General features: G+C 71.9%; 25 protein-coding genes. 18 read left to right on the top strand and 7 right to left on the bottom strand.

Features of this window, described 5'->3' with window-relative positions; translation table 11 throughout:
* From infB to VGH85_12905, 14 genes are all read left to right on the top strand, one after another.
* Nucleotides 1-1264, top strand: a 1264-nt coding sequence (infB, locus tag VGH85_12970) for a translation initiation factor IF-2 (protein ID HEY2174712.1), incomplete at its 5' end; no start/stop codon positions are given.
* A gap of 18 nt (nucleotides 1265-1282) precedes the next feature.
* A complete protein-coding gene (locus VGH85_12965) occupies nucleotides 1283-1576 on the top strand; it encodes a DUF503 domain-containing protein (protein HEY2174711.1) in 294 nt (97 codons plus the stop codon).
* An 82-nt stretch (nucleotides 1577-1658) separates the two neighbouring features.
* Nucleotides 1659-2129 carry a 30S ribosome-binding factor RbfA gene (gene rbfA, locus VGH85_12960; protein ID HEY2174710.1) on the top strand — a complete coding sequence of 157 codons (471 nt, stop codon included), beginning with the start codon at nucleotides 1659-1661 and terminating at the stop codon, nucleotides 2127-2129.
* Entirely contained in the window at nucleotides 2126-3151 is a 1026-nt protein-coding gene (locus VGH85_12955; protein ID HEY2174709.1) for a bifunctional oligoribonuclease/PAP phosphatase NrnA, read from the top strand. Before rbfA ends, VGH85_12955 begins: the two co-directional genes overlap by 4 nt.
* Before the next feature lie 5 nt (nucleotides 3152-3156).
* On the top strand, nucleotides 3157-4080 hold the full coding sequence (truB, locus tag VGH85_12950; GenBank protein ID HEY2174708.1) for a tRNA pseudouridine(55) synthase TruB: 924 nt from the start codon (nucleotides 3157-3159) through the stop codon (nucleotides 4078-4080).
* Nucleotides 4081-4135: 55 nt separating this feature from the next.
* Nucleotides 4136-5059 (top strand): bifunctional riboflavin kinase/FAD synthetase, encoded by a 924-nt coding sequence (locus tag VGH85_12945; GenBank protein ID HEY2174707.1) that lies wholly within the window; start codon nucleotides 4136-4138, stop codon nucleotides 5057-5059.
* A 114-nt stretch (nucleotides 5060-5173) separates the two neighbouring features.
* The gene (gene rpsO, locus VGH85_12940; protein HEY2174706.1) at nucleotides 5174-5443 is read left to right on the top strand and encodes a 30S ribosomal protein S15; all 270 of its coding nucleotides are present in this window, start codon (nucleotides 5174-5176) and stop codon (nucleotides 5441-5443) included.
* Between the two features lie 220 nt (nucleotides 5444-5663).
* On the top strand, nucleotides 5664-7874 hold the full coding sequence (locus VGH85_12935) for a polyribonucleotide nucleotidyltransferase (GenBank protein ID HEY2174705.1): 2211 nt from the start codon (nucleotides 5664-5666) through the stop codon (nucleotides 7872-7874).
* Between the two features lie 8 nt (nucleotides 7875-7882).
* Nucleotides 7883-9253, top strand: coding sequence for a pitrilysin family protein (locus tag VGH85_12930; GenBank protein ID HEY2174704.1), 1371 nt, complete (start codon nucleotides 7883-7885; stop codon nucleotides 9251-9253).
* A complete protein-coding gene (gene dapB, locus VGH85_12925) occupies nucleotides 9246-10004 on the top strand; it encodes a 4-hydroxy-tetrahydrodipicolinate reductase (protein HEY2174703.1) in 759 nt (252 codons plus the stop codon). The genes VGH85_12930 and dapB overlap by 8 nt, the downstream gene beginning before the upstream one ends.
* A gap of 61 nt (nucleotides 10005-10065) precedes the next feature.
* Nucleotides 10066-11196: a GAF domain-containing sensor histidine kinase gene (locus VGH85_12920; protein HEY2174702.1), complete on the top strand. Its 1131-nt coding sequence runs from the start codon at nucleotides 10066-10068 to the stop codon at nucleotides 11194-11196.
* The gene (locus tag VGH85_12915) at nucleotides 11189-11872 is read left to right on the top strand and encodes a response regulator transcription factor (protein ID HEY2174701.1); all 684 of its coding nucleotides are present in this window, start codon (nucleotides 11189-11191) and stop codon (nucleotides 11870-11872) included. Before VGH85_12920 ends, VGH85_12915 begins: the two co-directional genes overlap by 8 nt.
* A 56-nt stretch (nucleotides 11873-11928) precedes the next feature.
* A complete protein-coding gene (locus tag VGH85_12910; protein HEY2174700.1) occupies nucleotides 11929-12627 on the top strand; it encodes an SDR family oxidoreductase in 699 nt (232 codons plus the stop codon).
* The gene (locus VGH85_12905) at nucleotides 12624-13748 is read left to right on the top strand and encodes an S-adenosylmethionine:tRNA ribosyltransferase-isomerase (protein HEY2174699.1); all 1125 of its coding nucleotides are present in this window, start codon (nucleotides 12624-12626) and stop codon (nucleotides 13746-13748) included. Before VGH85_12910 ends, VGH85_12905 begins: the two co-directional genes overlap by 4 nt.
* A 6-nt stretch (nucleotides 13749-13754) precedes the next feature.
* On the opposite strand, the gene VGH85_12900 is transcribed toward VGH85_12905, so the two are convergent.
* The 3 genes from VGH85_12900 to VGH85_12890 are packed head-to-tail and all read right to left on the bottom strand — an operon-like array spanning nucleotide 13755 to nucleotide 15982.
* Entirely contained in the window at nucleotides 13755-14291 is a 537-nt protein-coding gene (locus tag VGH85_12900; protein HEY2174698.1) for a GNAT family N-acetyltransferase, read from the bottom strand.
* Nucleotides 14292-14308: 17 nt separating this feature from the next.
* A complete protein-coding gene (locus VGH85_12895; GenBank protein ID HEY2174697.1) occupies nucleotides 14309-15292 on the bottom strand; it encodes a L,D-transpeptidase family protein in 984 nt (327 codons plus the stop codon).
* Between the two features lie 30 nt (nucleotides 15293-15322).
* Nucleotides 15323-15982: a DedA family protein gene (locus VGH85_12890; protein HEY2174696.1), complete on the bottom strand. Its 660-nt coding sequence runs from the start codon at nucleotides 15980-15982 to the stop codon at nucleotides 15323-15325.
* Nucleotides 15983-16077: 95 nt separating this feature from the next.
* Between VGH85_12890 and VGH85_12885 the strand changes: the two genes are divergently transcribed.
* Nucleotides 16078-17322: a crosslink repair DNA glycosylase YcaQ family protein gene (locus VGH85_12885; protein HEY2174695.1), complete on the top strand. Its 1245-nt coding sequence runs from the start codon at nucleotides 16078-16080 to the stop codon at nucleotides 17320-17322.
* Here the strand turns inward: VGH85_12885 and VGH85_12880 are convergent.
* The 4 genes from VGH85_12880 to VGH85_12865 form a co-directional block, all read right to left on the bottom strand.
* Nucleotides 17319-17585 carry a hypothetical protein gene (locus VGH85_12880; GenBank protein HEY2174694.1) on the bottom strand — a complete coding sequence of 89 codons (267 nt, stop codon included), beginning with the start codon at nucleotides 17583-17585 and terminating at the stop codon, nucleotides 17319-17321. The two genes, VGH85_12885 and VGH85_12880, sit on opposite strands and share 4 nt — an antisense overlap.
* Nucleotides 17586-17663: 78 nt before the next feature.
* On the bottom strand, nucleotides 17664-18860 hold the full coding sequence (locus VGH85_12875; GenBank protein ID HEY2174693.1) for an MFS transporter: 1197 nt from the start codon (nucleotides 18858-18860) through the stop codon (nucleotides 17664-17666).
* 4 nt (nucleotides 18861-18864) lie between these two features.
* Entirely contained in the window at nucleotides 18865-19719 is an 855-nt protein-coding gene (locus VGH85_12870; protein ID HEY2174692.1) for a DUF4097 family beta strand repeat-containing protein, read from the bottom strand.
* A 16-nt stretch (nucleotides 19720-19735) separates the two neighbouring features.
* Entirely contained in the window at nucleotides 19736-20200 is a 465-nt protein-coding gene (locus VGH85_12865; protein ID HEY2174691.1) for a toxin-antitoxin system HicB family antitoxin, read from the bottom strand.
* A 129-nt stretch (nucleotides 20201-20329) separates the two neighbouring features.
* On the opposite strand from VGH85_12865, the gene thyX reads away from it, so the two are divergent.
* The 3 genes from thyX (at nucleotide 20330) to VGH85_12850 (ending at nucleotide 23960) form a co-directional block, all read left to right on the top strand.
* Nucleotides 20330-21082, top strand: a complete 753-nt coding sequence (thyX, locus tag VGH85_12860; protein HEY2174690.1) for an FAD-dependent thymidylate synthase — start codon at nucleotides 20330-20332, stop codon at nucleotides 21080-21082.
* 255 nt (nucleotides 21083-21337) lie between these two features.
* A complete protein-coding gene (gene dapA / locus VGH85_12855; GenBank protein HEY2174689.1) occupies nucleotides 21338-22243 on the top strand; it encodes a 4-hydroxy-tetrahydrodipicolinate synthase in 906 nt (301 codons plus the stop codon).
* A 28-nt stretch (nucleotides 22244-22271) separates the two neighbouring features.
* Nucleotides 22272-23960 carry a ribonuclease J gene (locus VGH85_12850; protein ID HEY2174688.1) on the top strand — a complete coding sequence of 563 codons (1689 nt, stop codon included), beginning with the start codon at nucleotides 22272-22274 and terminating at the stop codon, nucleotides 23958-23960.
* The last annotated feature ends 56 nt before the right edge of the window (nucleotides 23961-24016 follow it).

Raw genomic sequence — 24016 nt, 5'->3', positions numbered from 1 at the left:
CGGCGTAATGCCGCAGACGGTGGAGGCCATCAACCACGCGCAAGCGGCTGACGTTCCAATCGTGGTGGCCGTGAACAAGATCGACAAGGAGGGCGCCGATCCCGGCAAGATCCGGGCCCAGCTGACCGAATACGGCCTCGTTGCCGAGGACTTCGGCGGCGACACGATGTTCGTCGACGTATCGGCCAAGCAGCGGATCAACCTGGACGGGTTGCTGGAGGCCGTACTGCTCACCGCGGACGCGGCCCTGGACCTGCGCGCCAACCCCGAGCAGGACGCTCAGGGTGTCGCGATCGAGGCGCACCTCGACCGTGGCCGTGGTGCCGTGGCGACGCTGCTCGTGCAGCGCGGCACGCTCCACGTCGGCGACTCGGTGGTGGCCGGCGACGCGTTCGGCCGGGTGCGGGCGATGTTCAACGATGCCGGCGTCTCGGTACAGGAGGCCACTCCGGCGGCCCCGGTCCAGGTGCTCGGTTTCACCTCGGTGCCCGGCGCCGGCGACTCGTTCCTGGTCGTCGACGAGGACCGGGTGGCCCGGCAGATCGCCGAACGGCGGTCCGCACGGGAGCGCAACGCGCAGCTGGCGGCCAACCGCCGGCGGGTGTCGCTCGACGACCTCGAGCGGGCGCTGAAGCAGGGCGCCATACAGGAGCTGAACCTCATCCTCAAGGGTGATGGCTCCGGCTCGGTGGAGGCCCTCGAGGACGCGCTGCTCAAGATCGACGTGAGCGAGGACGAGGTCCAACTCCGGATCATCGGACGGGGCGTCGGCGCGATCACGGAGAACGACGTCAACCTGGCGATCGCCTCCGATGCGGTCATCATCGGCTTCAACGTCCGGCCCGAGGGCAAGGCGCGGGAGGCGGCCGACCGCGAGGGCGTCGACGTGCGCTATTACTCGGTCATCTACCAGGCGATCGACGAGGTCGAGGCCGCCCTCAAGGGCATGCTCAAGCCCGAGTACGAGGAGGCGCAGCTCGGCACCGCCGAGGTCCGGGAGGTCTTCCGGGTCCCGCGGGCCGGCAACGTCGCCGGTTCCCTGGTCCGCTCCGGCGAGATCAGGCGCAACAGCAAGGCGCGTCTGGTCCGGGACGGCACCGTCGTCGCGGACAACCTGACGGTCGACTCGCTGAAGCGGTTCAAGGATGACGCGACCGAGGTCCGCGAAGGGTACGAGTGCGGTATCGGTCTCGGGTCGTACAACGACATCAAGGTCGGCGACATCATCGAGACCTTCGAGCTGCGCGAGAAGCCGCGCACCTAGCAGTGACTGGACGGTGCTGTGTTTACCGGGACGCTGGTCGCTGACCTGCTGCTCGGTGATGTGCACTCGCTGAAGGGCAAGCGCAGCATCGTCCGACCCTTGCTCGCCGAACTTCGGCGGCGGTTCTCCGTAGCCGTCGCCGAAGTCGGCGGGCTCGATCTGCACCGACGCGCCGTCGTCGGAGTTGCCGTGGTCGCCGCGGACGCCGAGCATGTGCGAGACGTCCTCGACGGCTGCGAGCGGCTCGTGGCCGGGCGTCCGGAAGTGGAGGTGCTGTCGGTCCATCGCCGGCTGTTGGCCGATGGCGATTAGGCGGGCTCCATCGGCGGCTGTTGGCCGATGGCGACTGAGGTGACGCGCGCAGTGCGTGGCGACGACGGAAGGAGTGACCGACATGGTTGATCACCAGCGGGCCCGGAGGCTTGCCGTCCGAATCCGGGAGATCGTCGCGACGTTGCTGGAGAACCGGGTCAAGGACCCGCGCCTGGGAATGGTCACGGTCACCGACGCAAAGCTCACCGGTGACCTGCACGACGCCACGCTCTTCTACACGGTCTACGGCGACGACACGGCGCGCGCGGAATGCGCGGCGGCACTCGAGAGCGCCAAGGGTGTCCTCCGTTCGGAGGTCGGCCGCCAGATCGGCGTGCGCTTCACGCCCACCTTGACGTTCGTCGCCGACGAGGTGCCGGACAACGCCCGGCACATCGACGAGTTGCTCGCAGTCGCCCGGTCCGCCGACGCGGATCTGCAACGGGTGCGGGCCGGCGCACGGCCGGCCGGCGACGCCGACCCGTACCGCCACCCGGAGCAGGACGACACCGACGACGCCTCCCTGGACGCCGCGAGCGGCGACCGGGGGTGACCGACGCCGCGGAATCGCCGCGGCCGCCGCTCGAGCAGGACTGGACCGCGGCGGTCGGCGCCCTGACGGGAGCACGCAGCGTCGTCCTCGCCTGTCACGTGACGCCGGACGGTGATGCCCTCGGCAGCATGCTCGGGTTGGCGCTCGCGTTGCGCCGACGCGGGGTCGCGGTCATCCCGAGCTTCTCCGAGCCGTTCGTCGTACCCGACTCGCTGCAGGTCGTGCCCGGGCGGAACCTGCTCGTCCCGCCCGACCAGGTGCCGGTCGAACCCGACGTCCTCGTCACCCTCGACACCGGGAGCGTCGACCGGCTCGGCATGCTCGCCGACCGGGTGGCCGCTGCCGGCGAGGTCATCGTCATCGACCATCACCGCACCAACACCGGCTACGGCTCGCTGCACCTGGTCGACGTCACGGCCGCGGCGACCGCGGTCCTCATCGCCGATCTTGTCGAACGGCTCGGCGTCCCCCTCGATGCGGAGATCGCGGCGTGTCTCTACGTCGGGCTCTCCAGCGACACGGGGTCCTTCCGGCACGCCGGGACGACGCCCGAGGTGCACCTTCTCGCGGCCCGGTTGCTCGCCACCGGGATCCGGCCGGATGTCATCAGCCGGTCGCTGTTCGACTCGCACCCGGCGCAGTGGCTCGCGATGCTCGCCGACACGATCGGCCGCGCCCGGGTCGAGCCGGCGGAGGTCGATGGTCTCGGCCTGGTGTGGACCTCCGTCCTGCTCGCCGACCTGCTCGACCGGGGCCTCGGGCTCGACCAGGCGGAGAGCGTCATCGACGTGGTCCGCACCGTCCGGGAGGCCGAGGTCGCCGTGGTGTGCAAGGAGCTGTCGGACGGATCGTGGGCGGTGTCGACCCGTTCCGCCGGGCGGGTCGACGTCGGCGCGGTGTGCGTCGGTCTCGGCGGCGGCGGGCACCGGTTCGCGGCCGGCTACACCGGGCACGGCCCGATCGACAAGGTGGTCGACGAGCTGCGGACGGCACTGCGGCACGCGCCCCACCTCCCGGGGTGACGACGGTGGCTACCGCAGGCCTGGTCGTCGTGGACAAGCCGGCCGGGCTCACCTCCCACGACGTCGTCGCCCGGCTCCGCCGGCTGATCGGCACCCGCCGGGTCGGTCACGCCGGCACGCTTGACCCGATGGCCACCGGCGTGCTGGTCGCGGGGATCGACCGCGGCACCAAGCTGCTCGGTCACCTCGCCGGCGGGGACAAGTCCTACCGGGCGACGATCCGGCTTGGCCAGGCCACGACCACCGACGACGCCGAAGGCGACGTACTCGGGGCCGACGAACTTGGGGCCGACGAAGCCGGGGGCGCATCGGCCGACGACGTCGACGACGCACGGATCCGTGCGCTGCTGAACGGCGTCGTCGGGGAGTTCGACCAGGTGCCGTCCTCGGTGAGTGCGGTGAAGGTCGACGGCCGGCGGGCCTACGCCCGGGTCCGGGCCGGCGAGACGGTGGAGCTGGCCGCCCGGCGGGTGTCCGTCGCCCGACTCGATCTGCTCGCGGTACGGCGGCCCGCGGCCGGTCTGCTCGACGTCGACGTCGACCTCGACTGCTCGTCGGGCACCTACGTCCGGGCGATCGCCCGCGACCTGGGCGCCGAGCTGAAGGTGGGTGGGCACCTGACGGCGCTGCGGCGTACCCGGGTCGGCGTGTTCGACCTCGGGCACGCGGCGACGCTGGAGGCACTGGCCGAGGCCGGCGCAAGCGATGCGGATCCGGTGCGGATCGGGCTCGACGCGGCGGTGGCCATGGCTTTCGACCGGCGGGACGTCGACGGTGAGCAGGCCCGGGTGCTCGGCCACGGTGGCGCGCTCGAACCCTGGGGCCGGCCCGGCCCGTACGGCGTCTTCGGTCCGGACGGCCGGGTCATCGCACTGATGGCCGAACGCGATGGGGCGGCCCGCCCCGTCGTCGTCCTCCGGCCGGCCTGATCTGGCAGGCTGGCAGCGGACACCCGGCGGCGACGTCAGGCGAGGAGGACACGCGGTGCAGCGGTGGCGAGGAGTGGACGGCACCCCGAGCGGATGGGGCCGCTGTGTGGTGACCATCGGGGTCTTCGACGGCGTTCACCGCGGCCACCAGCAGATCATCGGCCGGGCGGTCGCCCGGGCCCGCGACACCGGCCTGCCCTCGGTCGTGATCACCTTCGACCCGCACCCGAGCGAGGTGGTCCGCCCCGGCAGCCATCCGCCGCGGCTCACGTCGCGCGCCCGCCGGGCTGAGCTGTTCGAACAGCTCGGGGTCGACGTCATGTGCGTGCTGCCGTTCACCGTGGAGTTCAGCCGCCTGCAGCCGGCGGAGTTCGTGCACCAGGTGCTGGTCGAGCACCTGCACGCGGCGGCGGTCGTCGTGGGGGAGAACTTCCGGTTCGGCCACAAGGCGTCCGGCGACGTGTCGACCCTGCGGGCGCTGGGCGCCAGCTTCGGGTTCGCCACCGAGGCCGTCCCGCTCATCACCGATGACGACATGGCGTTCTCCTCCACCTATGTCCGGTCCTGCATCGACGCCGGCGACGTCGCGGCCGCGGCCAGGGCGCTCGGCCGCGACCACCGGATCGAGGGCATCGTCGTGCGCGGGGCGGGTCGCGGGCGCAAGCTCGGCTATCCCACCGCCAACCTGCGGCTCGAGCAGTACACCGCGGTGCCTGCGGACGGCGTCTACGCCGGCTGGGTGATCCTTGACGGCCGCCGGTTGAAAGCCGCCATCTCGGTCGGCACCAACCCGACCTTCGAGGGGCGGGTCCGCACCGTCGAACCGCACATCCTGGACTTCGACGAGGACATCTACGGCGAACCGATGGCGGTGGAGTTCACCGCCCGGCTGCGGCCGATGGAGCGCTTCGACCGGGTCGACGACCTCATCGCCGCGATCGACCGCGACGTGGCGGCGACCCGCACGATCCTGCGGTGATTCGCCCGACCGGCCGCGGGCTTGCTACCCTGCGGTAGCGCCGAGATGCTCGGTGTGTGCCAGCTGCCCGTGTGATGAAGACCGCGGGCCACACCAGTACCCACGAGGAGACCCGTGCCGCTCGCCAGCGATACCAAGAAGCAGATCATCACCGACCACGCCACCGGCGACGCCGATACCGGCTCACCCGAAGTACAGGTGGCCCTGCTCACCCGGCGGATCGCCGACCTCACCGAGCATCTCAAGCTGCACAAGCACGACCACCACAGTCGCCGCGGCCTGCTGCTGCTCGTCGGCCGCCGCCGCCGGCTGCTGAAATACCTGCAGAAGACCGACATCGGCCGCTACCGCGCGCTCATCGAGCGCCTCGGTCTGCGGCGATGACCAGGAGGGGAGCGGCCTTTGTCGCTCCCCTCGCCCGTACGGCGACCCGCCGGACGGGTGACCGACCCGAGCCGGAGTGCTCGACGCGGAGCACCCTGTGTCGACCGGTCCTCGGTAGTGGCGCTCGGAGACACATCCGAGCGCTTCGATCGAAGACCGGCGCACGAGGGAAGTCCCGACGTCACCTCCGGTGAGGGACAGCTGAAGGGACGTTTTACCCGTGTCGGAAATCACCGTTCACGAAAGCACCGCCACGATCGACAACGGGAGCTTCGGCACCCGTACCGTCCGATTCGAGACCGGCCGACTGGCCCGGCAGGCCGGCGGCTCCGCCGTCGCCTACCTCGACGACGACACCATGGTCCTGTCCACCACGACCGCGTCGAAGGCTCCCAAGGAGCAGTTCGACTTCTTCCCGCTGACGGTCGACGTCGAGGAGCGGGGCTACGCCGCCGGCAAGATCCCCGGTGGCGTGTTCCGCCGCGAGGGCCGGCCCAGCCAGGACGCGATCCTCACCTGCCGGCTCATCGACCGCCCGCTGCGCCCGTCGTTCGTCAAGGGCCTGCGTAACGAGGTCCAGGTCGTCGAGACCGTCATGTCGCTGCGCCCCGGGGAGTTCTACGACGTCCTCGCGATCAACGCGGCCGGTCTGTCGACCCAGCTCGCCGGCCTGCCGTTCAACGGCCCGGTGGGGGGTACCCGCGTGGCCCTGATCGACGGCCAGTGGATCGCCTTCCCCAACGCCGAGCAGCTCGAGCGGGCGACCTTCAACATGGTCGTCGCGGGCAAGACGCTCGCCGACGGCGACGTCGCGATCATGATGGTCGAGGCGGAGGCGACCGAGGCCACGGTGGCGCTGGTGGCCGGCGGGGCGACCGCGCCGACCGAGCAGGTCGTCGCGGAGGGCCTGGAGTCGGCCAAGCCGTTCATCAAGGCGCTCTGCGACGCGCAGGCTGAGCTCGCGGCCAAGGCGGCCAAGCCGACCGCCGACTTCCCGGTCTACCCGGAGTACGCCGACGACTCCTACGCCGCGGTCGCCGACACCGTGACCGACGAGCTCACCGCCGCGCTGACCATCGCCGGCAAGCAGGAGCGCGAGGCCGAGATGGACCGGATCAAGGCGGTCGCCAAGGAGCGGCTGGCCGAGCGGTTCCCCGGCCGGGAGAAGGAGATCAGCGGGGCCTACCGCGCCCTCACCAAGAAGCTCGTGCGGCAGCGCATCCTGCGCGACAAGGTGCGGATCGACGGGCGCGGCGCGACCGACATCCGGCGGCTCGCCGCCGAGGTCGAGGTGCTGCCGCGGACCCACGGCTCGGCACTGTTCGAGCGCGGGGAGACCCAGATCCTCGGAGTGACCACGCTGGCCATGCTCTCCATGGAGCAGCGCGTCGGCCTGACCCTCGCCGAGGACACCACCAAGCGCTACATGCACAACTACAACTTCCCGCCGTACTCCACCGGTGAGACCGGCCGGGTCGGCCAGCCGAAGCGGCGCGAGATCGGGCACGGCGCGCTCGCCGAGCGGGCCCTGCTCCCGGTGCTGCCGGGCAAGGAGGAGTTCCCCTACGCGATCCGGCAGGTGTCGGAGGCACTCAGCTCCAACGGGTCGACCTCGATGGGCTCGGTCTGCGCGTCCACGATGTCGCTGTGGAACGCCGGCGTGCCCCTGAAGGCGCCGGTCGCCGGGATCGCGATGGGACTGGTCTCCGACGAGGTGGACGGCAAGACCGAATACCTCGCGCTGACCGACATCCTCGGTGCCGAGGACGCCTACGGCGACATGGACTTCAAGGTCGCGGGCACCAAGCAGTTCGTCACCGCGCTGCAGTTGGACACCAAGCTCGACGGCATCCCGTCCGACGTGCTGGCCGGTGCCCTGACGCAGGCCCGGGACGCCCGGCTGCACATCCTCGACGTGATGCTCGAGGCGATCGACGAGCCCGACGAGATGTCGCCGTACGCGCCGCGGATCACCACGCTGAAGATCCCGGTCGACAAGATCGGTGAGCTGATCGGGCCCAAGGGCAAGATGATCAACGGCATCCAGGACGAGACGGGCGCCAGCATCACGATCGAGGACGACGGCACGATCTACGTCGGCGCCGCGGACGGCGACTCCGCCCAGGCCGCGATCGACCGGATCAACGCCATCGCCAACCCGCACATGCCGCAGGTGGGGGAGCGCTTCCTCGGCACGGTGGTCAAGACCACCGCGTTCGGCGCCTTCGTCTCGCTGCTGCCGGGCCGCGACGGTCTGGTGCACATCAGCAAGTTGGGCCGCGGCAAGCGCATCGGCAAGGTCGAGGACGTCGTCAACGTCGGTGACAAGCTGCGGGTGGAGATCGCCGAGATCGACGGCCGCGGCAAGATCAGCCTCGTGCCCGCCGACGCCGACGCCACGCAGGAGCCGGCTTCCGCTTCGGCGAGCTGACCTTCTCCGTGCCGGACACCCCCGCGCTCGTGCAGCGCCCGGGCACCACCCGCACGCTCGAGCACGGGCCGGACGGTGGCGCGGTGCGCCGTACCGTCCTGCCCGGCGGGCTGCGGGTGGTGACCGAGTCGATGCCGGGCGCGCGGTCGGCGTCGCTCGGGGTGTGGGTCGGCGTGGGGTCGCGGGACGAGACGCCGAGCCTCGCCGGCACGTCCCACTACCTCGAGCACCTGCTCTTCAAGGGCACAAAGCGGCGCGGTCCGCTGGAGATCTCGTCGGCCCTCGACGCGGTGGGCGGTGAGCTGAACGCGTTCACCGCGAAGGAGCACACCTGCTACTACGCCCACGTCCTGGCCGACGACCTGCCGCTGGCGGTGGACGTCGTCTGCGACGTCGTCACCCGGGCGTTGATCGCCCCGCGCGACGTGGAGGGCGAGCGTGGGGTGATCCTCGAGGAGATCGCCATGCGCGACGACGACCCGGCCGACGTCGTGCACGACGGCTTCACCGGGGCGCTGTTCGGCGACACTCCGCTGGGCCGGCCGGTGATCGGGACGGTCGACAGCGTCGCGGCTCTGCGGCGGGACCAGATCGCCGGCTACTACCGGCGCCGCTACCGTCCGCCGACGATGGTGGTCGCGGCCGCCGGCCGGGTCGATCACCGCGCCGTGGTCCGGTTGGTGCGCAAGGCGTTCGGACCGCTTGCCGACGGCGACGACGTACCGGTTCCCTACCGCGCGGGCGCCGGGCCGGCCCGCCGCCGTCCCGCGACGGCGGTATCGGTGGTGCACAAGGAGACCGAGCAGGCCAACGTGATGCTCGGCACCTTCGGTCTGGCCCGTCGCGACGAGCGCCGGTTCTCCCTCGGTGTCCTCAACGCCGCGCTCGGCGGCAGCGCCAGCTCCCGGCTCTTCCAGGAGGTCCGGGAGAAGCGCGGGCTGGTCTACTCGATCTACTCCTACGCCGGCCAGTACGCCGACGCCGGCAGCTTCGGGGTCTACGCCGGGTGTGCGCCGGGCAAGATCCATGACGTGCTCGCGATCGTGCGCGAGCAACTCGAAGACATCGCCGCGCACGGACTCACCGACGAGGAAGTGGCCCGCGGGAAGGGGCAGCTGCGGGGCGCATTGGTCCTCGGCCTGGAGGACGTCGAGTCCCGGATGATCCGGGTCGGCAAGGGCGAGCTCTCCTACGGCGCGATCCTCGAGGTCGACGACCTGCTCGGCCACGTCGACGCGGTCACCCCGGACTCGGTGCGCGAGATCGCCGCCGACGTGCTCAATCGCCCGATGTGCCTATGCGCCGTCGGACCTTTCGACGATCATGGCTTCGACCACTACGTGGACGGCAACGGTGAAGGACGGAGCGCAGATGACTGAGCCGGTGCGGGTGGGCGTACTCGGGGCCCGTGGACGCATGGGCGCGGAGACCTGCCGGGCGGTCGACGCGGCACCGGACCTCGACCTGGTCGCGATGGTCGACGCCGGCGAGTGGCTGTTCAGCGTCGCCGACGCGGGCGCGCAGGTCGTCGTCGACTTCACCCATCCCGACGTCGTGATGGACAACATCCGGTGGTGCGTCGACGAGGGCATCAGCGTCGTCGTCGGCACGACCGGCTTCGACGAGGCGCGCCTCGAAACCGTCCGCGGCTGGCTGTCCAAGGCACCGGGGCTCGGGATCATCATCGCCCCCAACTTCGCGGTCGGCGCGGTGCTGAGCATGCGGTTCGCCCGGGAGGCGGCCCGGTTCTTCGAATCGGCGGAGATCGTCGAGCTGCACCATCCCAAGAAGGTCGACGCCCCCAGCGGTACGGCGGCCCGGATCGCCGGGATCATCTCCGAGGCCCGGGCCGCATCCGGTCTGGGCGCGGCGCCGGACGCGACCTCGCAGGGTCTGGCCGGGGCGCGCGGCGCGGACGTCGGCGGGGTGGCGGTGCACTCGGTCCGGCTGTCCGGCCTCGTCGCCCACCACGAGGTGCTCTTCGGCACGGCCGGGGAGACCCTCACCATCCGGCACGACTCGCTGGACCGGTCGTCGTTCATGCCCGGTGTGCTGCTCGCCGTCCGCGCCGTACTGTCCCGGCCCGGGCTCACCGTCGGCATCGAACCCCTGCTCGGCCTGCCCGACTGAGCCCGACCCGACTGAGCCCGACCCGACTGAGCCCAGCCTCCGTCGGTGACAGGATGATGGCGTGGGTGCCGACGACAACGCCGTACTCCGGCGGCTGCTCGACGTCGCGCTCGCCGCGGCGGGCGAACCCCGCTCGGACCGGGTGCTGCGGCTCGTCGTCGACGCCGCCCGCGACCTGGTCGGCGCGCACTACGCCGCGATCGGGGTGCCCGACGGCGCCGGCGGTTTCGCGACTTTCCTGACCGCGGGGATCGACGGGGCGACCTGGAAGGCGATCGGCGCACTGCCGCGCCAGCACGGACTGCTCGGCGTCCTGCTCCGTGAACCGGCCACCGTGATGATCGAGGACATCCGCACCGACCCGCGCTTCGCCGGCTGGCCGTCCGCCCATCCCGACATGGCCGCGTTCCTCGGCGTACCGATCGCCGCGGGCGGAGAGATCCTCGCCGAGCTCTACCTCACCGACCGCGCCGACGGGTCGTCCTTCACCATCGAGGACCGGCGTCTGGTCGAGACCCTCGCGGCGCACGCCGCGTTGGCGCTGGCCAACGCGCAGCGGGTCGAGCGCACCCGGGAGCTGGCCGTGGCGCAGGAACGCACCCGGCTCGCCCGCGACCTGCACGACTCGGTGACCCAGACCCTGTTCGGCCTGACCCTGACCGCGGAGAGCGCGACCCACCTCGCCGAGGGCGTCGACCCGCGGCTGGCCACCCAGATCGGCCGGCTGCGGACCCTCGCGGCGGCCGCCCGTGACGACATGCGGATCCTGATCGAGACATTGCGTCCCGTCGACGTCGACCACGAAGGACTCGGCGAGGCGCTGCGCAAGCGGGTCGACCTGGTCGGCCGGGTGCACGACGTCGCGGTCACCGTCGAGATCAGCGGCGACCCGCAGCTGCCGCCGGCGGTGGCCCGCGAGCTGTTCTACGTCGCCAACGAGGCGCTGACCAACGCGCTCCAGCACGCGCAGGCTGCTCGGATCGAGATCACCCTCTCCGAGCGGGACGACCGGATCGCCCTCTGCGTCGCCGACGACGGCCGGGGCTTCGACCTCGGTGCCACCGAACGGTCGTCGCGCCGACTGGGCCTCACGTCCATGCGCGAACGGGCCGAGGCGGTCGGCGGCACGCTGGTGATCCGCACCGCGCCCGGCGCGGGCACCCGCGTCTGCGCCGAGGTGACGCGTGGCTGAGCCGCCGATCCGCTTGTTGCTCGTCGACGACCACGAGGTCGTGCGATCGGGGCTGCAGACCTTTCTCGAGCTTCAGGACGACATGCAGGTGGTGGGCGAGGCCGCGTCGGCAGAGCAGGCGCTGGCTCTGGTGCCGAGCGTCGAGCCGGACATCGTGGTCCTCGACCTCGTACTTCCCGGCATGTCCGGTGTCGAGGCGATACGGCGGCTGCGCGCCAGCCACCCGGCGGTGAAGATCGTGGCCCTCACCAGTTACGCCGGCCAGGACCTGGTGCTGCCGGCGGTACGCGCCGGGGTGTCCGGCTACCTGCTGAAGGATGTCGGGCCGGCCGAGCTCGCCGACGCGCTGCGGACCGTGCACGCCGGCGGGTCGCCGCTGCATCCGCAGGTGGCGGCCACGGTGATGGCCAGTGTGGGCCCGCACGACGGTCGGCAGCCGTCGCTCACCCCGCGGGAGCGCGAGGTGCTCCGGCTGATCGCCCGCGGCCTGTCCAACCGGCTGATCGCCCGGGAACTGACGCTCGCGGAGAAGACGGTCAAGACGCATGTGAGCTCGATCCTCGGCAAGCTCGGCGTGGCCGACCGCACCCAGGCCGCCCTGTACGCCGTACGGTCCGGGCTGGTCGACGACCTAGGTCCAGCGTCGTCGGCCGACGACCTAGGACCCTCGTCCTAGGCGCGGGCCGCCGCCGGCCCGATGCCGTAACGCTGCTGCGCTGACACGCTCGGATCATGAGAACAGCACTGATCACCGGAGCCTCGCAGGGCCTGGGCCTCGCCCTGGCCACCGACCTCGCCGCCGACGGCTGGCACGTCGTCGGCGATGCCCGTACGGCGACCGACCTGCACCGGGCGGTCGGGTCACTCGGCCCGGGGGAGGTCACCGCGATCCCGGGCGACGTCGCCGACGACGGGCACCGCCGGGCGCTCGTCGCCGCGGCGGGGAGCCGGCTCGACCTCCTGGTCCTCAACGCCTCCAGCCTCGGGCCGACGCCGCTGCCGCTGCCGCCGCTCGCCGACTACGACCTCGACGCCTTCCGCCGGGTGCTCGAGGTCAACACCGTCGCCCCGCTCGCGCTGGTCCAGCAGGCTCTCCCCGCCCTGCGGGCGGCCCGCGGCCGCATCCTCGCCCTCAGCAGCGACGCCGCGGTCGAGGGCTACCCCGGGTGGGGCGGGTACGGCGCCAGCAAGGCCGCACTCGACCAACTGGCGCGGGTCCTCGGCGCCGAGGAGCAGGCGGTGCGCGTCTACGCCGTCGATCCCGGCGACATGCGTACCGGGATGCACGCCGCGGCGTTTCCCGGCGAGGACATCAGCGATCGGCCCGAACCGGTGACGGTGGTGCCGGGCCTGCGCCGGCTGGTCGACGGTGACCTGCCGGGCGGCCGGTACGTCGCCGCCGACCTCGTCGCGGTGGGCGGCGCCCGGTGACGGCCTGTCTCACCTGTGAGCCGGCGCTCCGCTTCGACCTCGGTCCGGAGCTGATCGCGACCACACCCCCCGAGTACCGGCGCGTCGCGCGCGATCAGGTCCGGATGCTCATCGCGTCGGCGGACGGCATCGAGGACCGCCGCGCCGCCGACCTGCCCGACGTGCTGCGGGTCGGCGACGTCGTGGTCGTGAACGATTCTCAGACCCTGCCGGCGAGCTTGCCGGGACGCACGGCGGACGGGCAGGCGGTCGAGGTGCACTTCTCCACGGTGCTGCCGGCGTCCGGGGACACGCCGGCCGCCGCGCTGTCGGCCACCCGGTCGCGCTGGCTCGTGGAGCTCCGCCGTCCGGCGCCGGGCGGCAGCCGCCCGTCGCCGGCGAACCATGCCGGCGCCGTGGTGACGGTGTCCGGCGGGGCGCAGCTGCAGGTCGGTGGGCCGCACGCCGCGGGTCCGGCGTCGGGTGCGGCCGCGCCGTTGCGGCTGTGGGAGGCGACCGTGTGCACACCGCGGCCGCTGCTCGAGCATCTCGAGGCCTTCGGGGAGCCGATCCGCTACGGGTACGTGGCTGCGCCGTGGCCGATCGCGGCGTACCGCACCGCCCTCGGTGTCGTGCCGGGCAGCGCCGAGATGCCCAGCGCCGGGCGGCCGCTGACCGGGCGGCTGCTGCGGAGGTTGGCCGAGAAGGGGGTGCAGGTCGAGCGGATCACCCTGCACTGCGGGGTCTCATCCGGTGAGGCCGGGGAACCGCCGTACGCGGAGTGGCTCTCGGTGCCGGAGCGGACCGCGGAGGCGGTGTCGCAGGCCCGACGGGACGGTCGCCGGGTCATCGCGGTGGGCACGACGGTCGTGCGGGCCCTCGAGTCGACCGGCAACGGCCGCGGCGGCGTGCGTCCGGCGCAGGGCTGGACGGACCTCGTGGTGACCCCTGAGCGCGGAGTCGACACCGTCGACGGGATCCTGACCGGCTGGCACGAGCCCGAAGCCTCGCACCTGGCGATGCTCGAAGCCGTCGCCGGCCGGGCGCTGCTGTGCGAGTCCTACCGGGCCGCCCTCGACCGCGGTTACCTCTGGCACGAGTTCGGCGACGTCCACCTGCTGCTGCCCGGGACCGGTCGCTGAACGTCGTCAGCCGTCGTCGTCCACCAGCGAGGTGTGCAGCCGGATCTCGCGCAGCTCGCCGCCGGGCGCGTCGAGCGCGCGGGCCGTCCGGTCCGGACTCCAGCCGGCCGACGTGTAGAACGCGTTCGACGCGCGGTCCCGGTCGAGGATCCACGCCGTCGCGCTCTGTGCGTGATCGGCCCGCAGGTGATCGACGGACGCCGCGAGCAGCCTGCTGCCGTGCCCGCGCCGTCCCCACCGGGGCTCGACCAGCATCGTCGAGATGGTGCCCGTGTGCGGCGGCGCGTCGTCGTCGGACGACGGCCCGAAGGCGACGAAGCCGACGATCGTGTCCTGTTCGAGCGCGACCAGCACCCGGTGCTCCGGCGACGGCGGCGAATTGACCGCCGCACCCCACTGTTGTCGTCCCAGCTCCGGGGTCACCTCGGCGAGGACGGTCTCCGGGATGAACCGCGCGTACGCCGTCTGCCAGGTCTCCCGCTGAATCCGGGCGATCTCGTCGACGTCATCGGGGCGGGCGACCCGCACGCTCACATCAGCCACGCGCAGAGCCTACGGGCCTACATTCCGAGGACGTCGGCGTGCGGGCCCATCGCGATGCGCGGGTGCTGGCCCGGATCGAGCCAGCGCAGCAGGGCGGTCACGTGCTCGGAAGCCAACGCGACGCAGCCCGCGGTCGGCCGGCCGTTGGTGACGTGCAGGAAGAAGGCGGAGCCCGCACCCGGAGTGCTCGGCCACCGGTTGTAGTCGATCACCGCGGCGTAGTTGTAGCTGGGCACGACCTCCCACAGCTTCTCGCCGGTGCCCGCCGCTCCGCCGGAGTCGCCGGTCTGCATGGTGTTGTAGTTCGGCGACGACGACTGGTCGACCCACACGTCGCCGTACTGGACGTGTCGATAGGGCAGACCGCTGCCGGGATCGGGCTGGTTGCCGAAGGCCTGGGAGAGGGTGAAGAAGCCGATCGGCGACGCGACCGTCTGCTCGCTGACCTGCCGGCTGAATCCTGAGGCGCCGATCAGCGCCGGGTAGGGCCCCAGCACCTGGTGCCACGCCCCGCCGCTGCGCTGGTACGCCGTGACGGTGGCGGAGGTGTCCGCCCCGCCGTCGTTGGTCACGGCGACGATCTGGCCGGCGCCGTGGGTGTCGGCCATCAGGTCGGGCAGCAGCTTGGGCGCGGGCGGCGGCGCGGGCCGGTGGGTCGGCTTCGGCTTGGGCTTGGGCGGCGGCGTGGTGGCGACCGCCCGATGGACGGCGGTCCGGCGCGGACGCGGCGGGTGGGTCGGCGCCGGCGGCTTCGTCGTCGCCACCGGGTGCGGTCGGCGGTGTGCCCGGCTCGGTGTCGCCGACGGGCGGCGGGCCGCCGGCCGGTGCCGGGTGGCCGTCGGGCGGGGGGTCGCGGTGGCCGTCCTGCTGGTCGGTGCGGCCGCGGCATGGGTGGTGTGCGCCGCCGGCCGGGCGGCGCAGCCGGCGATCGTCGTCACCAGGCCGGCGAGCAGGATGGCCGCGGTGCGCGGACCTCGTCGGTGCAGGGTCGGGGAGGACACGGCGCACACCCTACGTCCGTGGCCGCGAACTCATCTCGACGTGCTCTGCTCGGTGGAGTCTTTCGCCGCCTCTTCGCGCCGCTCCCGGCGCCGCCGCCGGATCCTGCGGTAGACGAGGATTGCGATGAGGATCACGAAGATCGGGATGGGTCCCCACGTGAGATAGCGCGACACCGTGCTCAGGGACGCGGCGAACGCGTAGCCGAGCGTGACGCAGGCGGTGCCCCAGATCAGCCCGCCCAGGGCGTTCCAGGGGAGGAAAGTCCGGTACGGCATGCGGGCCATGCCGGCCATGCTCGGCACCAGCGCGCGCAGGATGGCGACCGTTCTGCCGAGCAGGACGGCCTTGCCGCCGTGCCGGCGGATGAAGGCGTCGGTGTTGTTCCACCGGTCCTCTCCGACGAACCGGCCGATCCGCGAGCTGCGCAGGGAGGGGCCGAACCAGCGGCCGAATTCGTAGCCGACCGAGTCACCGACGATGGCACAGACCACCGCGATCACGATCATGACAGGCAGGCTCAGCACGCCCTGGTGGGCGAAGTAGCCGGCGACCAGCAGGGCGGTCTCGCCCGGGAGTACCAGTCCGATCAGGATCGCGGCCTCGCCGAAGGCCAGCGCGCCGGCGATGACGTAGAGCCACACGCCCACGGCGTCGCCGATGACCTGGAGGTAATGCTCGAACGAGACCACGCACCCATAGTGCCCGAGGCCCGCCCATGATCGAGCGCGGTTGGGAGCGGCGTCGCGCCCAGGCGGTTGTCGGTGGGTGCTGAGACGCTTTGTGCGTGTCCGCCGTCTCCGTCCCCGCCGCGCGCGTCCCCACCGAACGGATCTCGGCCGCGCTGGCCCGCCGGATCGCGCTCGCCGCGCAGGGCTTCGCCGATCCCCGGCCGGTGGGGCGGGTCGACGCCCGGCATCTGCGTCGGGTGCTCGACCGCACGGGCCTGTTGCAGATCGACTCGGTCAACGTGCTGACCCGGTCGCACTACCTCCCGATGTTCTCCCGGCTCGGCCCCTACCCGCGCCCCCTGCTCGACCGGCTGAGCTGGGGCGGGCGCCGGCGGGAGTTGTTCGAATACTGGGGGCACGAGGCGTCCCTGCTGCCACTGGCCTGTCACCCGCTGTTGCGGTGGCGCATGCAGCGCGCCGCCGAGGAGGCCTGGGACGGCGTACAGCAGCTGGCCCGCGACCGCCCCGGGCTGATCAGCCGGGTCCGCGAGATGGTCGCCGAGCAGGGGCCGATGTCTGCCGGGGCGGTGGACGTGCCCCGCAAACGGCCGAGCACGATGTGGGACTGGCATGACGGCAAGACGGCGCTCGAGTGGCTGTTCTACACCGGGGTCGTGACGACCGCCGCCCGTCCCAACTTCGCCCGCGTCTATGACCTGACCGAGCGGGTGCTGCCGGCGGCGGTGCTCGACGCTCCGACGCCGAGTCGCGAGGACGCCCAGCGGGCATTGGTCCGGATCGCCGCGCGGAGCCTCGGGGTCGCGACCGAGAGCGACCTGCGCGACTACTTCCGACTCCGACTGGATGAGTCGCGGACGCGGGTGGACGAGCTGGTCGAGGCCGGTGAACTCGTCCCGGTCGCCGTCGAGGGGTGGCGGGCCACCGGCTATCTGTGGCCCGGCGCCCGGCTGCCGCGGCGGATCCGGGCCCGGGCGTTGCTCTCGCCGTTCGACTCCCTGATCTGGGAGCGGAGCCGCACCGAGCGGCTCTTCGGCTTCCGCTACCGGCTGGAGATCTACACGCCGGCGACGAAGCGGGTGCACGGCTACTACGTGCTGCCGTTCCTGCTCGGCGACCGACTGGTGGCCCGGGTCGACCTGAAGGCCGACCGGGCGGCGGGCGTGCTGCGGGTGCAGGCGGCGTACGCCGAGGACGGACATCCGGCCGGCGACACCGTCGGGCCGCTCGCCGACGAGCTGCGGTCGCTCGCCGGGTGGCTGGCGCTCGACGGCGTCGCGGTGGCGGACCGCGGCGATCTCGCCGCTCCGCTGCGCGCCGCGCTGGGGGGAGCCGGGCGCTAGACGCCTGCCCCTGGGCGCGGCACCGCCGGCGCGGTCTCGCTGCGGAGGAGACGCCCCAGCTGACGACCGCGGGGTCGGATCGCCCACCACAGGGTCAGGTAGGTGTGGACGAGCGGGGTGGACAGGACCCGGCGTCGCGGTCGGGCGGCGGCGTGCGCGAGGCGGTTCGCTCTGGCGTCGGCCAGGAGCCCTTGACGGTGCTGGTCGACCTCGATCCGCAGGATGTCGACGTAGCCGTAGGTGGTGGCTGGGCTGTCGGTCATGTCAGCTCCTCTTTCGGTGGATGGGCGTGTTTCAGCCCGGGATGCGCTGCGGTGGGGAAAAGACGTGCGGCGGTGAGGTCAGGTGACGTCGACCGGCACCCGGGCGGGTTCCGGGCGACGGAGCAGCGGCGCTCCGGCCGCGGCGATCACCACGGCCATGGTCACGATGAGCACCTGGTAGCCGACGACCCCGATGAGCAGGGCGCCGAGGCCGATGGAGATGGTCTGCGGTACGCCGAGCAGGACGTCGCTCGCGGTGGACACCCGGCCCATCAGCCGGTTCGGCGTGCTGCGCTGCAGCAGGGTGTAGTAACCGACCAGCGCCCAGGGCAGGCCGATCCCGGCGACGATGACGCCGGCGACCGCGAACCCGAGGTTGCCGAAGGCCAGGACCACGTCGCCGGCGGCGAAGAGCATCAACCCGGCCGCGACCGCGGCTTGCTCCCCGATCCGGCGCACGATCCGGGCGGCGGTGAGACCGCCGAGGATCGCGCCCACACCCTGCATGGAACCCAGCACGCCGAGGAAGGACGGCGGCCGGTGCAGCCCCTCGTCGACGACGGCGAAGATGAACGTCTCCGTGAAGCCGATCACCAGGAAGGCGACGGCGGCCGAGATCGTGACCCGGCGCAGCGGCTCGGTGTGCAGCAGGTGGCGGGCGCCGGCTGTCACCTCGGCGCGGAACTGATGCTGCGGAGGCTCCGGGCGGGCTTCGCGCACCCGCAGGCGGGTGAGGGTCGCGGCCGCGACGACGAACGTCGCCGCGTCCAGGATCGCCACCGCGCCGCCGCCGAGCGCGGTGAACAGCCCCGCCCCCACGAGGGGACCGACCAGCCGCAGGCCTTCGCGGACGGTCTGTGTGGTGCCGTTCGCGTCGGCGAGCAGCGCGTCGGGGACGATGTCCTTCAGCAGCCCGTTCATGGCCGCCGACATCACCATCCCGGAGATCCCGTAGCCGAGACCGACGGCGTAGATGACCCAGACCGGCCCCGTCTTCCCGACGGCCAGCAGGGGCAGAACGGCGAGCGCGCTCACCAGGTTGGCGGCGATGAGGAAGGGCCGGCGGCGGACCCGGTCGACGAGGTACCCGCCGACCGGCGCGAGCGGCGCCGCCAGCGCCAGGACCAGGAAGGCGAGTCCGGCGGCGGCGTTGCTGCCCGTGATGGTCTTGACCCAGATCCCCATGACGATGACCAGCGCGGAGTCGCCGAACATCGACAGGACCATGCCGGCGAACAACAGCCGGAAGTCACGGATAGCCAGAGCGCGCTTCATCGGATCAGCCGGTCTCGGGGCGCGCGGCCCGGATGACGCTGACGTTTCCGCTGACGGTGTTCAGCCGGAGATCCACGGCCGAGTCGCCTTCGGGTGCCCGATCCTCGACCGGCAGGTCGGAGGAGACCTCGCCACTGATGCTGGACACAGCCAGTCGGGCTACCGCACCAGCGGCCACGCCGACCTCGACGTCGCCCGACGCGGTGGTGACGACGATGGCGCCGCGCCGGGCCGATCCGATCGAGACGTTGCCGGAGGCGCCCTTGATGTTCGTCGGCCCGTCGACGGCTCCGATCGAGATGTTGCCGGAGGCGCCCTTGATGTCCGTCGACCCGTCGACGGCTCCGATCCGGACGTTGCCGCTGCCCGAGGACGCGGAGAAACCAGCCGCCCGGTCGACCTGGATGTTGCCCGACCCGGTCTTGGCGTCGACTTCTCCGGCGACCGGGCCGAGCCGGATGTCGCCGCTGCCGGCCTTGAGTTCGGCGTCGCCGTCGACCTGGCCGGCCTCGAGGTTGCCGCTCCCGGTGTTCATCGCGATCCCGGCGAGCCGGCCCTGGACGGAGATGTCGGCCGACCCGGAGTTGGCCTTCGCCGTCGAACCCGCGGGCAGGACGATGCGGATGTCGAGCGGCGGCGTGTTGCCGAACCGCTTGTCCGGAGGCTGCACGGTCAGCCGCGAGGTCTGCTCGGAGAAGCTGATCTCGGTCTCCTCGGCGGCCTGAGCACCGTCACCGTCTCGTCCTTGGACCACGACGGTGGACTCGGCGGTGTCGGTGGCGACGATCTCAATCGTCCCCGCGCCGTTGTTGACGCTCAGCTGGATGGGTTTGGGCGTGGCGAAGCGACGTTCGGGCATCGATGTCCTCTTTCGGTCAGCCGCGGGCGTAGCCGGTGAGAGTCCGGCGGCCGGCACGGCGGGTGGTGGGTGGGTCGAGTTCGCGGGTGACGGCGCGCAGCACCCAGGTGTTCACCGAGATCCCGTGCGACGCAGCGGCCGCCTCGACATTGGTCTTGACCGTCTCGGGCAGCCGCAGGGTCACCCGGGCGGTCCCTTCCTCCGCATCGGGCGAAGGAGGGGGTTCGGACGGCGGTCGATCGGCGACCGCAACGACGAGTTCGGGCTCGCGCCCGCGCAGCCTGACGTCGACAGTGACGTCGTCGAGCGCGGTCGTGACCTCCGCCGCGGCGTCGGCGATCGCATCCATCAGCACCAGCCGGACGGCGGGCTCGAGGGCCGTGGCCAGCAGGTCAGCGGCCTGCCGGCTCGCCTCCCCGCCCGCCGCGGCGGCGGCGGCCAGATCGGCGCGAAGGGCGGCGACATAGCTTGACAACTCCATGACGTCACTATGACGTCATCGGTGCCGTCAGTCAAGCGTCAGGCTGGATCCGGCCCTCCCGGCGCGCTGTCCGCGCCCGGTCGGGACACCCGGATAGAGTCGATCCGGTCGCTGAAAAGGAGTCGCCCCGTGCCTGAGATCGCCCCCCTGAGCGTTGCCGTGATCGCCTACACCGCGTTCCAGCCGCCGCCGGACATCCCCTGGGAGACCGACGCCGACGGCGGTCAGGCGCTCGCCGAGTTCGCCGGCCGGGCCTGCTACCAGTCGTGGAAGAAGCCCAACCCGGCGACCGCGACCAACGCCGGCTATCTGCGGCACATCCTCGAGGTCGGCCACCTGTCGGTTCTCGAGCACGGCACGGTCACGATGTATCTCACCGGGGTGTCCCGCTCGCTCACCCACGAGCTGATCCGCCACCGCCACTTCTCCTACAGCCAGCTCTCCCAGCGCTACGTCCCCGAACGCGACGCGGAGATGGTCGAGCCGGACGTGATCGCCGCCGACCCGGAGCTGCACGCCCGGTTCCTCGCCGCGACCGAGGCCTCGCTCGCGGCGTACACCGATCTGCTCGAGGGACTGCAGAAGAAGTTCGCCGGAATCGACAACGCGACGCAGCGTCGCAAGCAGGCGCGCCAGGCGGCCCGCTCGGTCCTGCCGAATGCGACCGAGACGCGGATCGTCGTCACCGGCAACTACCGCGCGTGGCGGCACTTCATCGCGATGCGCGCGTCGGAGCACGCCGACGTCGAGATCCGTGACTGCGCCGTCGCCTGCCTGCGCGAACTGCAACGCGTGGCACCCAACGTCTTCGCCGACTTCGAGATCTTCCAGCTCGCCGACGGCAGCGATGTCGCATCGAGTCAGTTCGTCAGCGAAGGCTGACAATCCCGCAGAGGCAACCCCGCAGAGGCAACCCCGCAAAGGCAACCTCGCATGCGTTGTTTACGTGACGCGCGTCACGAGTCAAGAAATCTCGGCCATTGGCGTAACACCAGGGGCGCTGAGGTCGATATGTTAGATCGAAGCCCCGCGACGCTCTGGACCCCCGACTAGCGCGTCGCGGGGCTTCGTCATGTGCGCCGCGCGGACCGGCCGGTGACGCGTCGCATTCAGGTCGGCGGACGGTAGCGTGAACCCATGTCAGTCGACCCTCGACGGCCGTTCGGCCGTGTGCTCACCGCGATGGTCACGCCGTTCGCCGACGACGGCTCCGTCGATATCGACGGCGCGCAGCGCCTCGCGTCGCATCTGGTGGACGAAGGGGGCAATGACGGTCTCGTCATCAGCGGCACGACCGGCGAGTCGCCCACCACGAGCGATGAGGAGAAGGACCGCCTGCTGCGGGCCGTGCTCGACGCCGTCGGAGCGCGCGCCACGGTGATCGCCGGGGTGGGCACCAACGACACCGCCCACACGGTGCACCTGGCCCGAGCCGCGGAGAAGGCCGGCGCGCACGGCGCCCTGGTCGTCGCGCCGTACTACTCCAAGCCCCCGCAGGCAGGTCTGCTCGCGCACTTTCAGACCGTGGCCGATGCCACCGACCTGTCCTGCATGCTCTACGACATCCCCGGACGGACCGGCGTACCCATCAACACCGAGACGCTGCAGCGCCTCGGCGAGCACCCGCGCATCGTCGCGGTCAAGGACGCCAAGGGCGACCTCGACGCGAGCGCCCAGGTACTGGCCGGCACCGACCTGGCCTACTATTCCGGCGACGACAAGGTCACCCTGCCGCTGCTGTCGATCGGCGCGGTCGGGGTGGTCGGCGTCCCGACCCACCTGGTCGGGGTGCGGACCACGGAGATGGTGCTCGCCTACGAGAATGGCGACGTGGCGCGGGCGCTGGCCATCCACCGGTCGCTGCTCCCGGCGTTCACCGGGTTCTTCCGCACCCAGGGGGTCATCCTGACCAAGGCGGCGCTGCGGCTCGTGGGCCTGCCCGCGGGTCCGGTCCGGCCGCCGCTGGTCGATGCCACCGAGGCCGAAGTCACCCAGTTGCGCCTCGATCTGGTCGCCGCCGGCGTCGAACTGCCGGCCGCGTGAGCCCGCTCCACACCCGAAAGGCCGTCTCATGACCCATGCTCACCGCGAACTCGGGCCGCCCCCCGCGCTTGCGCCCGGCGGCCTGCGGATCGTGGCGCTGGGCGGTCTCGGCGAGGTCGGCCGCAACATGACCGTCTTCGAGTACGACGGCAAGCTGCTGGTCGTCGACTGCGGCGTGCTCTTCCCGGAGGAGAACCAGCCCGGCGTCGACCTCGTCCTGCCCGACTTCAGCTATCTGCAGGACCGCTACGACGACGTCGTCGCGGTGGTGCTCACGCACGGCCACGAAGACCACATCGGCGCGGTGCCCTACCTGCTCCGGGAGCGTCCCGACCTGCCGATCGTCGGGTCGACGTTCACCCTGGCGCTGCTCGAGGCCAAGCTGCGGGAGCACCGCATCACCCCCTACACGCTCGCGGTCAGCGAGGGGGGCCGGGAACGGCTCGGGCCGTTCGAGTGCGAGTTCTTCTCGGTCAACCACTCCATCCCGGATGCGCTCGCGGTGGCGATCCGCACCGGCGCGGGCGTCGTGCTGCACACCGGCGACTTCAAGATGGACCAGCTCCCGCTCGACGGCCGGCTGACCGACCTCGGCGGCTTCGCCCGGCTCGGCGCGGAGGGCGTCGACCTGCTGATGTCGGACTCCACCAACGCCGAGGTGCCGGGCTTCGTCACCCCCGAGCGCCAGATCGGGCCGGTGCTCGACACGGTCATCCGGGCCGCCCCGAGCAAGGTGATCGTGGCCTGCTTCTCCTCGCACGTGCACCGCGTGCAGCAGGTACTCGATACGGCGGCCGCGCACGGCCGGAAGGTGGCCTTCGTCGGCCGGTCGATGGTGCGCAACATGGGGGTGGCCCGCGACCTCGGGCTGCTCGTCATCCCGCCCGGCCTGGTCGTGACCATGGACGAGGCGGCCGAGCTCCCGCCCGAGCGCATCGTGCTGGTCTCCACCGGTTCGCAGGGCGAGCCGCTGTCCGCGCTGGCGCGGATGGCCAACCGCGAGCACCGCCAGATCCGGGTCGACCCCGGCGACACCGTGATCCTCGCCTCGAGCCTCGTGCCGGGTAACGAGACCGCGGTCTACAGCGTGATCAACGGCCTGTCCCGCTGGGGCGCGACCGTCGTACACAAGGAGGTCGCGATGGTGCATGTCTCCGGACACGCACCCGCCGGCGAGCTCCTCTACGTCCTCAACGCGACCCGGCCGAGCAACGTGATGCCGATCCACGGCGAGTGGCGGCACCTTCGGGCGCATGCGCGCCTGGCGCACGCCACCGGCGTACCGACCGAGCGGATCATGCTCGCCGACGACGGGATGGTGGTCGACCTCGTCGACGGGGCCGCCCGGATCAGCGGGATCGTGGACTGCGGCTACGTCTATGTCGACGGCCTCGAGGTCGGCGACGTCGGCGAGGAGACCCTCAAGGACCGTCGGATCCTCGGCGAGGAGGGCTTCATCGCCATCACGATCGTCGTGGACTCGGTCACCGGGAAGGTCAGCGGCACCCCGCACGTCTCCGCGTCCGGGTTCAGCGACGCGCCGGACGCCATCCAGGCGGTCCTGCCGCTGATCGAAGCCGAACTCGACCGGGCCGCCGTCGACGGCGTGACCGACACACACCTGCTTGCCCAGCGGGTACGCCGGGTGGTCGGCCGCTGGGTCTCCGACAACTACCGGCGCCGCCCGATGATCGTGCCGACGGTGATCCCTGTCTGAGGATCCTGTCTGAGGATCCTGTCTGAGGATCCTGCCTGACGATGCCCGGGCCGCTG

Source organism: Mycobacteriales bacterium, from assembly GCA_036497565.1.
Lineage (GTDB): Bacteria > Actinomycetota > Actinomycetes > Mycobacteriales > QHCD01 > DASXJE01.
This window is presented reverse-complemented; position numbering and strand designations above follow the sequence as displayed.

Bases quoted from the DNA above. Each gene is read 5' to 3' on its own strand.
- dapA (HEY2174689.1), top strand. From the start codon at position 21,338: ATGTCAGTCGACCCTCGACGGCCGTTCGGCCGTGTGCTCACCGCGATG.
- VGH85_12850 (HEY2174688.1), top strand. From the start codon at position 22,272: ATGACCCATGCTCACCGCGAACTCGGGCCGCCCCCCGCGCTTGCGCCC.
- dapB (HEY2174703.1), top strand. From the start codon at position 9,246: ATGACTGAGCCGGTGCGGGTGGGCGTACTCGGGGCCCGTGGACGCATG.
- VGH85_12910 (HEY2174700.1), top strand. From the start codon at position 11,929: ATGAGAACAGCACTGATCACCGGAGCCTCGCAGGGCCTGGGCCTCGCC.
- VGH85_12880 (HEY2174694.1), bottom strand. From the start codon at position 17,585: ATGACCGACAGCCCAGCCACCACCTACGGCTACGTCGACATCCTGCGG.
- rbfA (HEY2174710.1), top strand. From the start codon at position 1,659: ATGGTTGATCACCAGCGGGCCCGGAGGCTTGCCGTCCGAATCCGGGAG.
- VGH85_12865 (HEY2174691.1), bottom strand. From the start codon at position 20,200: ATGGAGTTGTCAAGCTATGTCGCCGCCCTTCGCGCCGATCTGGCCGCC.
- VGH85_12875 (HEY2174693.1), bottom strand. From the start codon at position 18,860: ATGAAGCGCGCTCTGGCTATCCGTGACTTCCGGCTGTTGTTCGCCGGC.
- VGH85_12870 (HEY2174692.1), bottom strand. From the start codon at position 19,719: ATGCCCGAACGTCGCTTCGCCACGCCCAAACCCATCCAGCTGAGCGTC.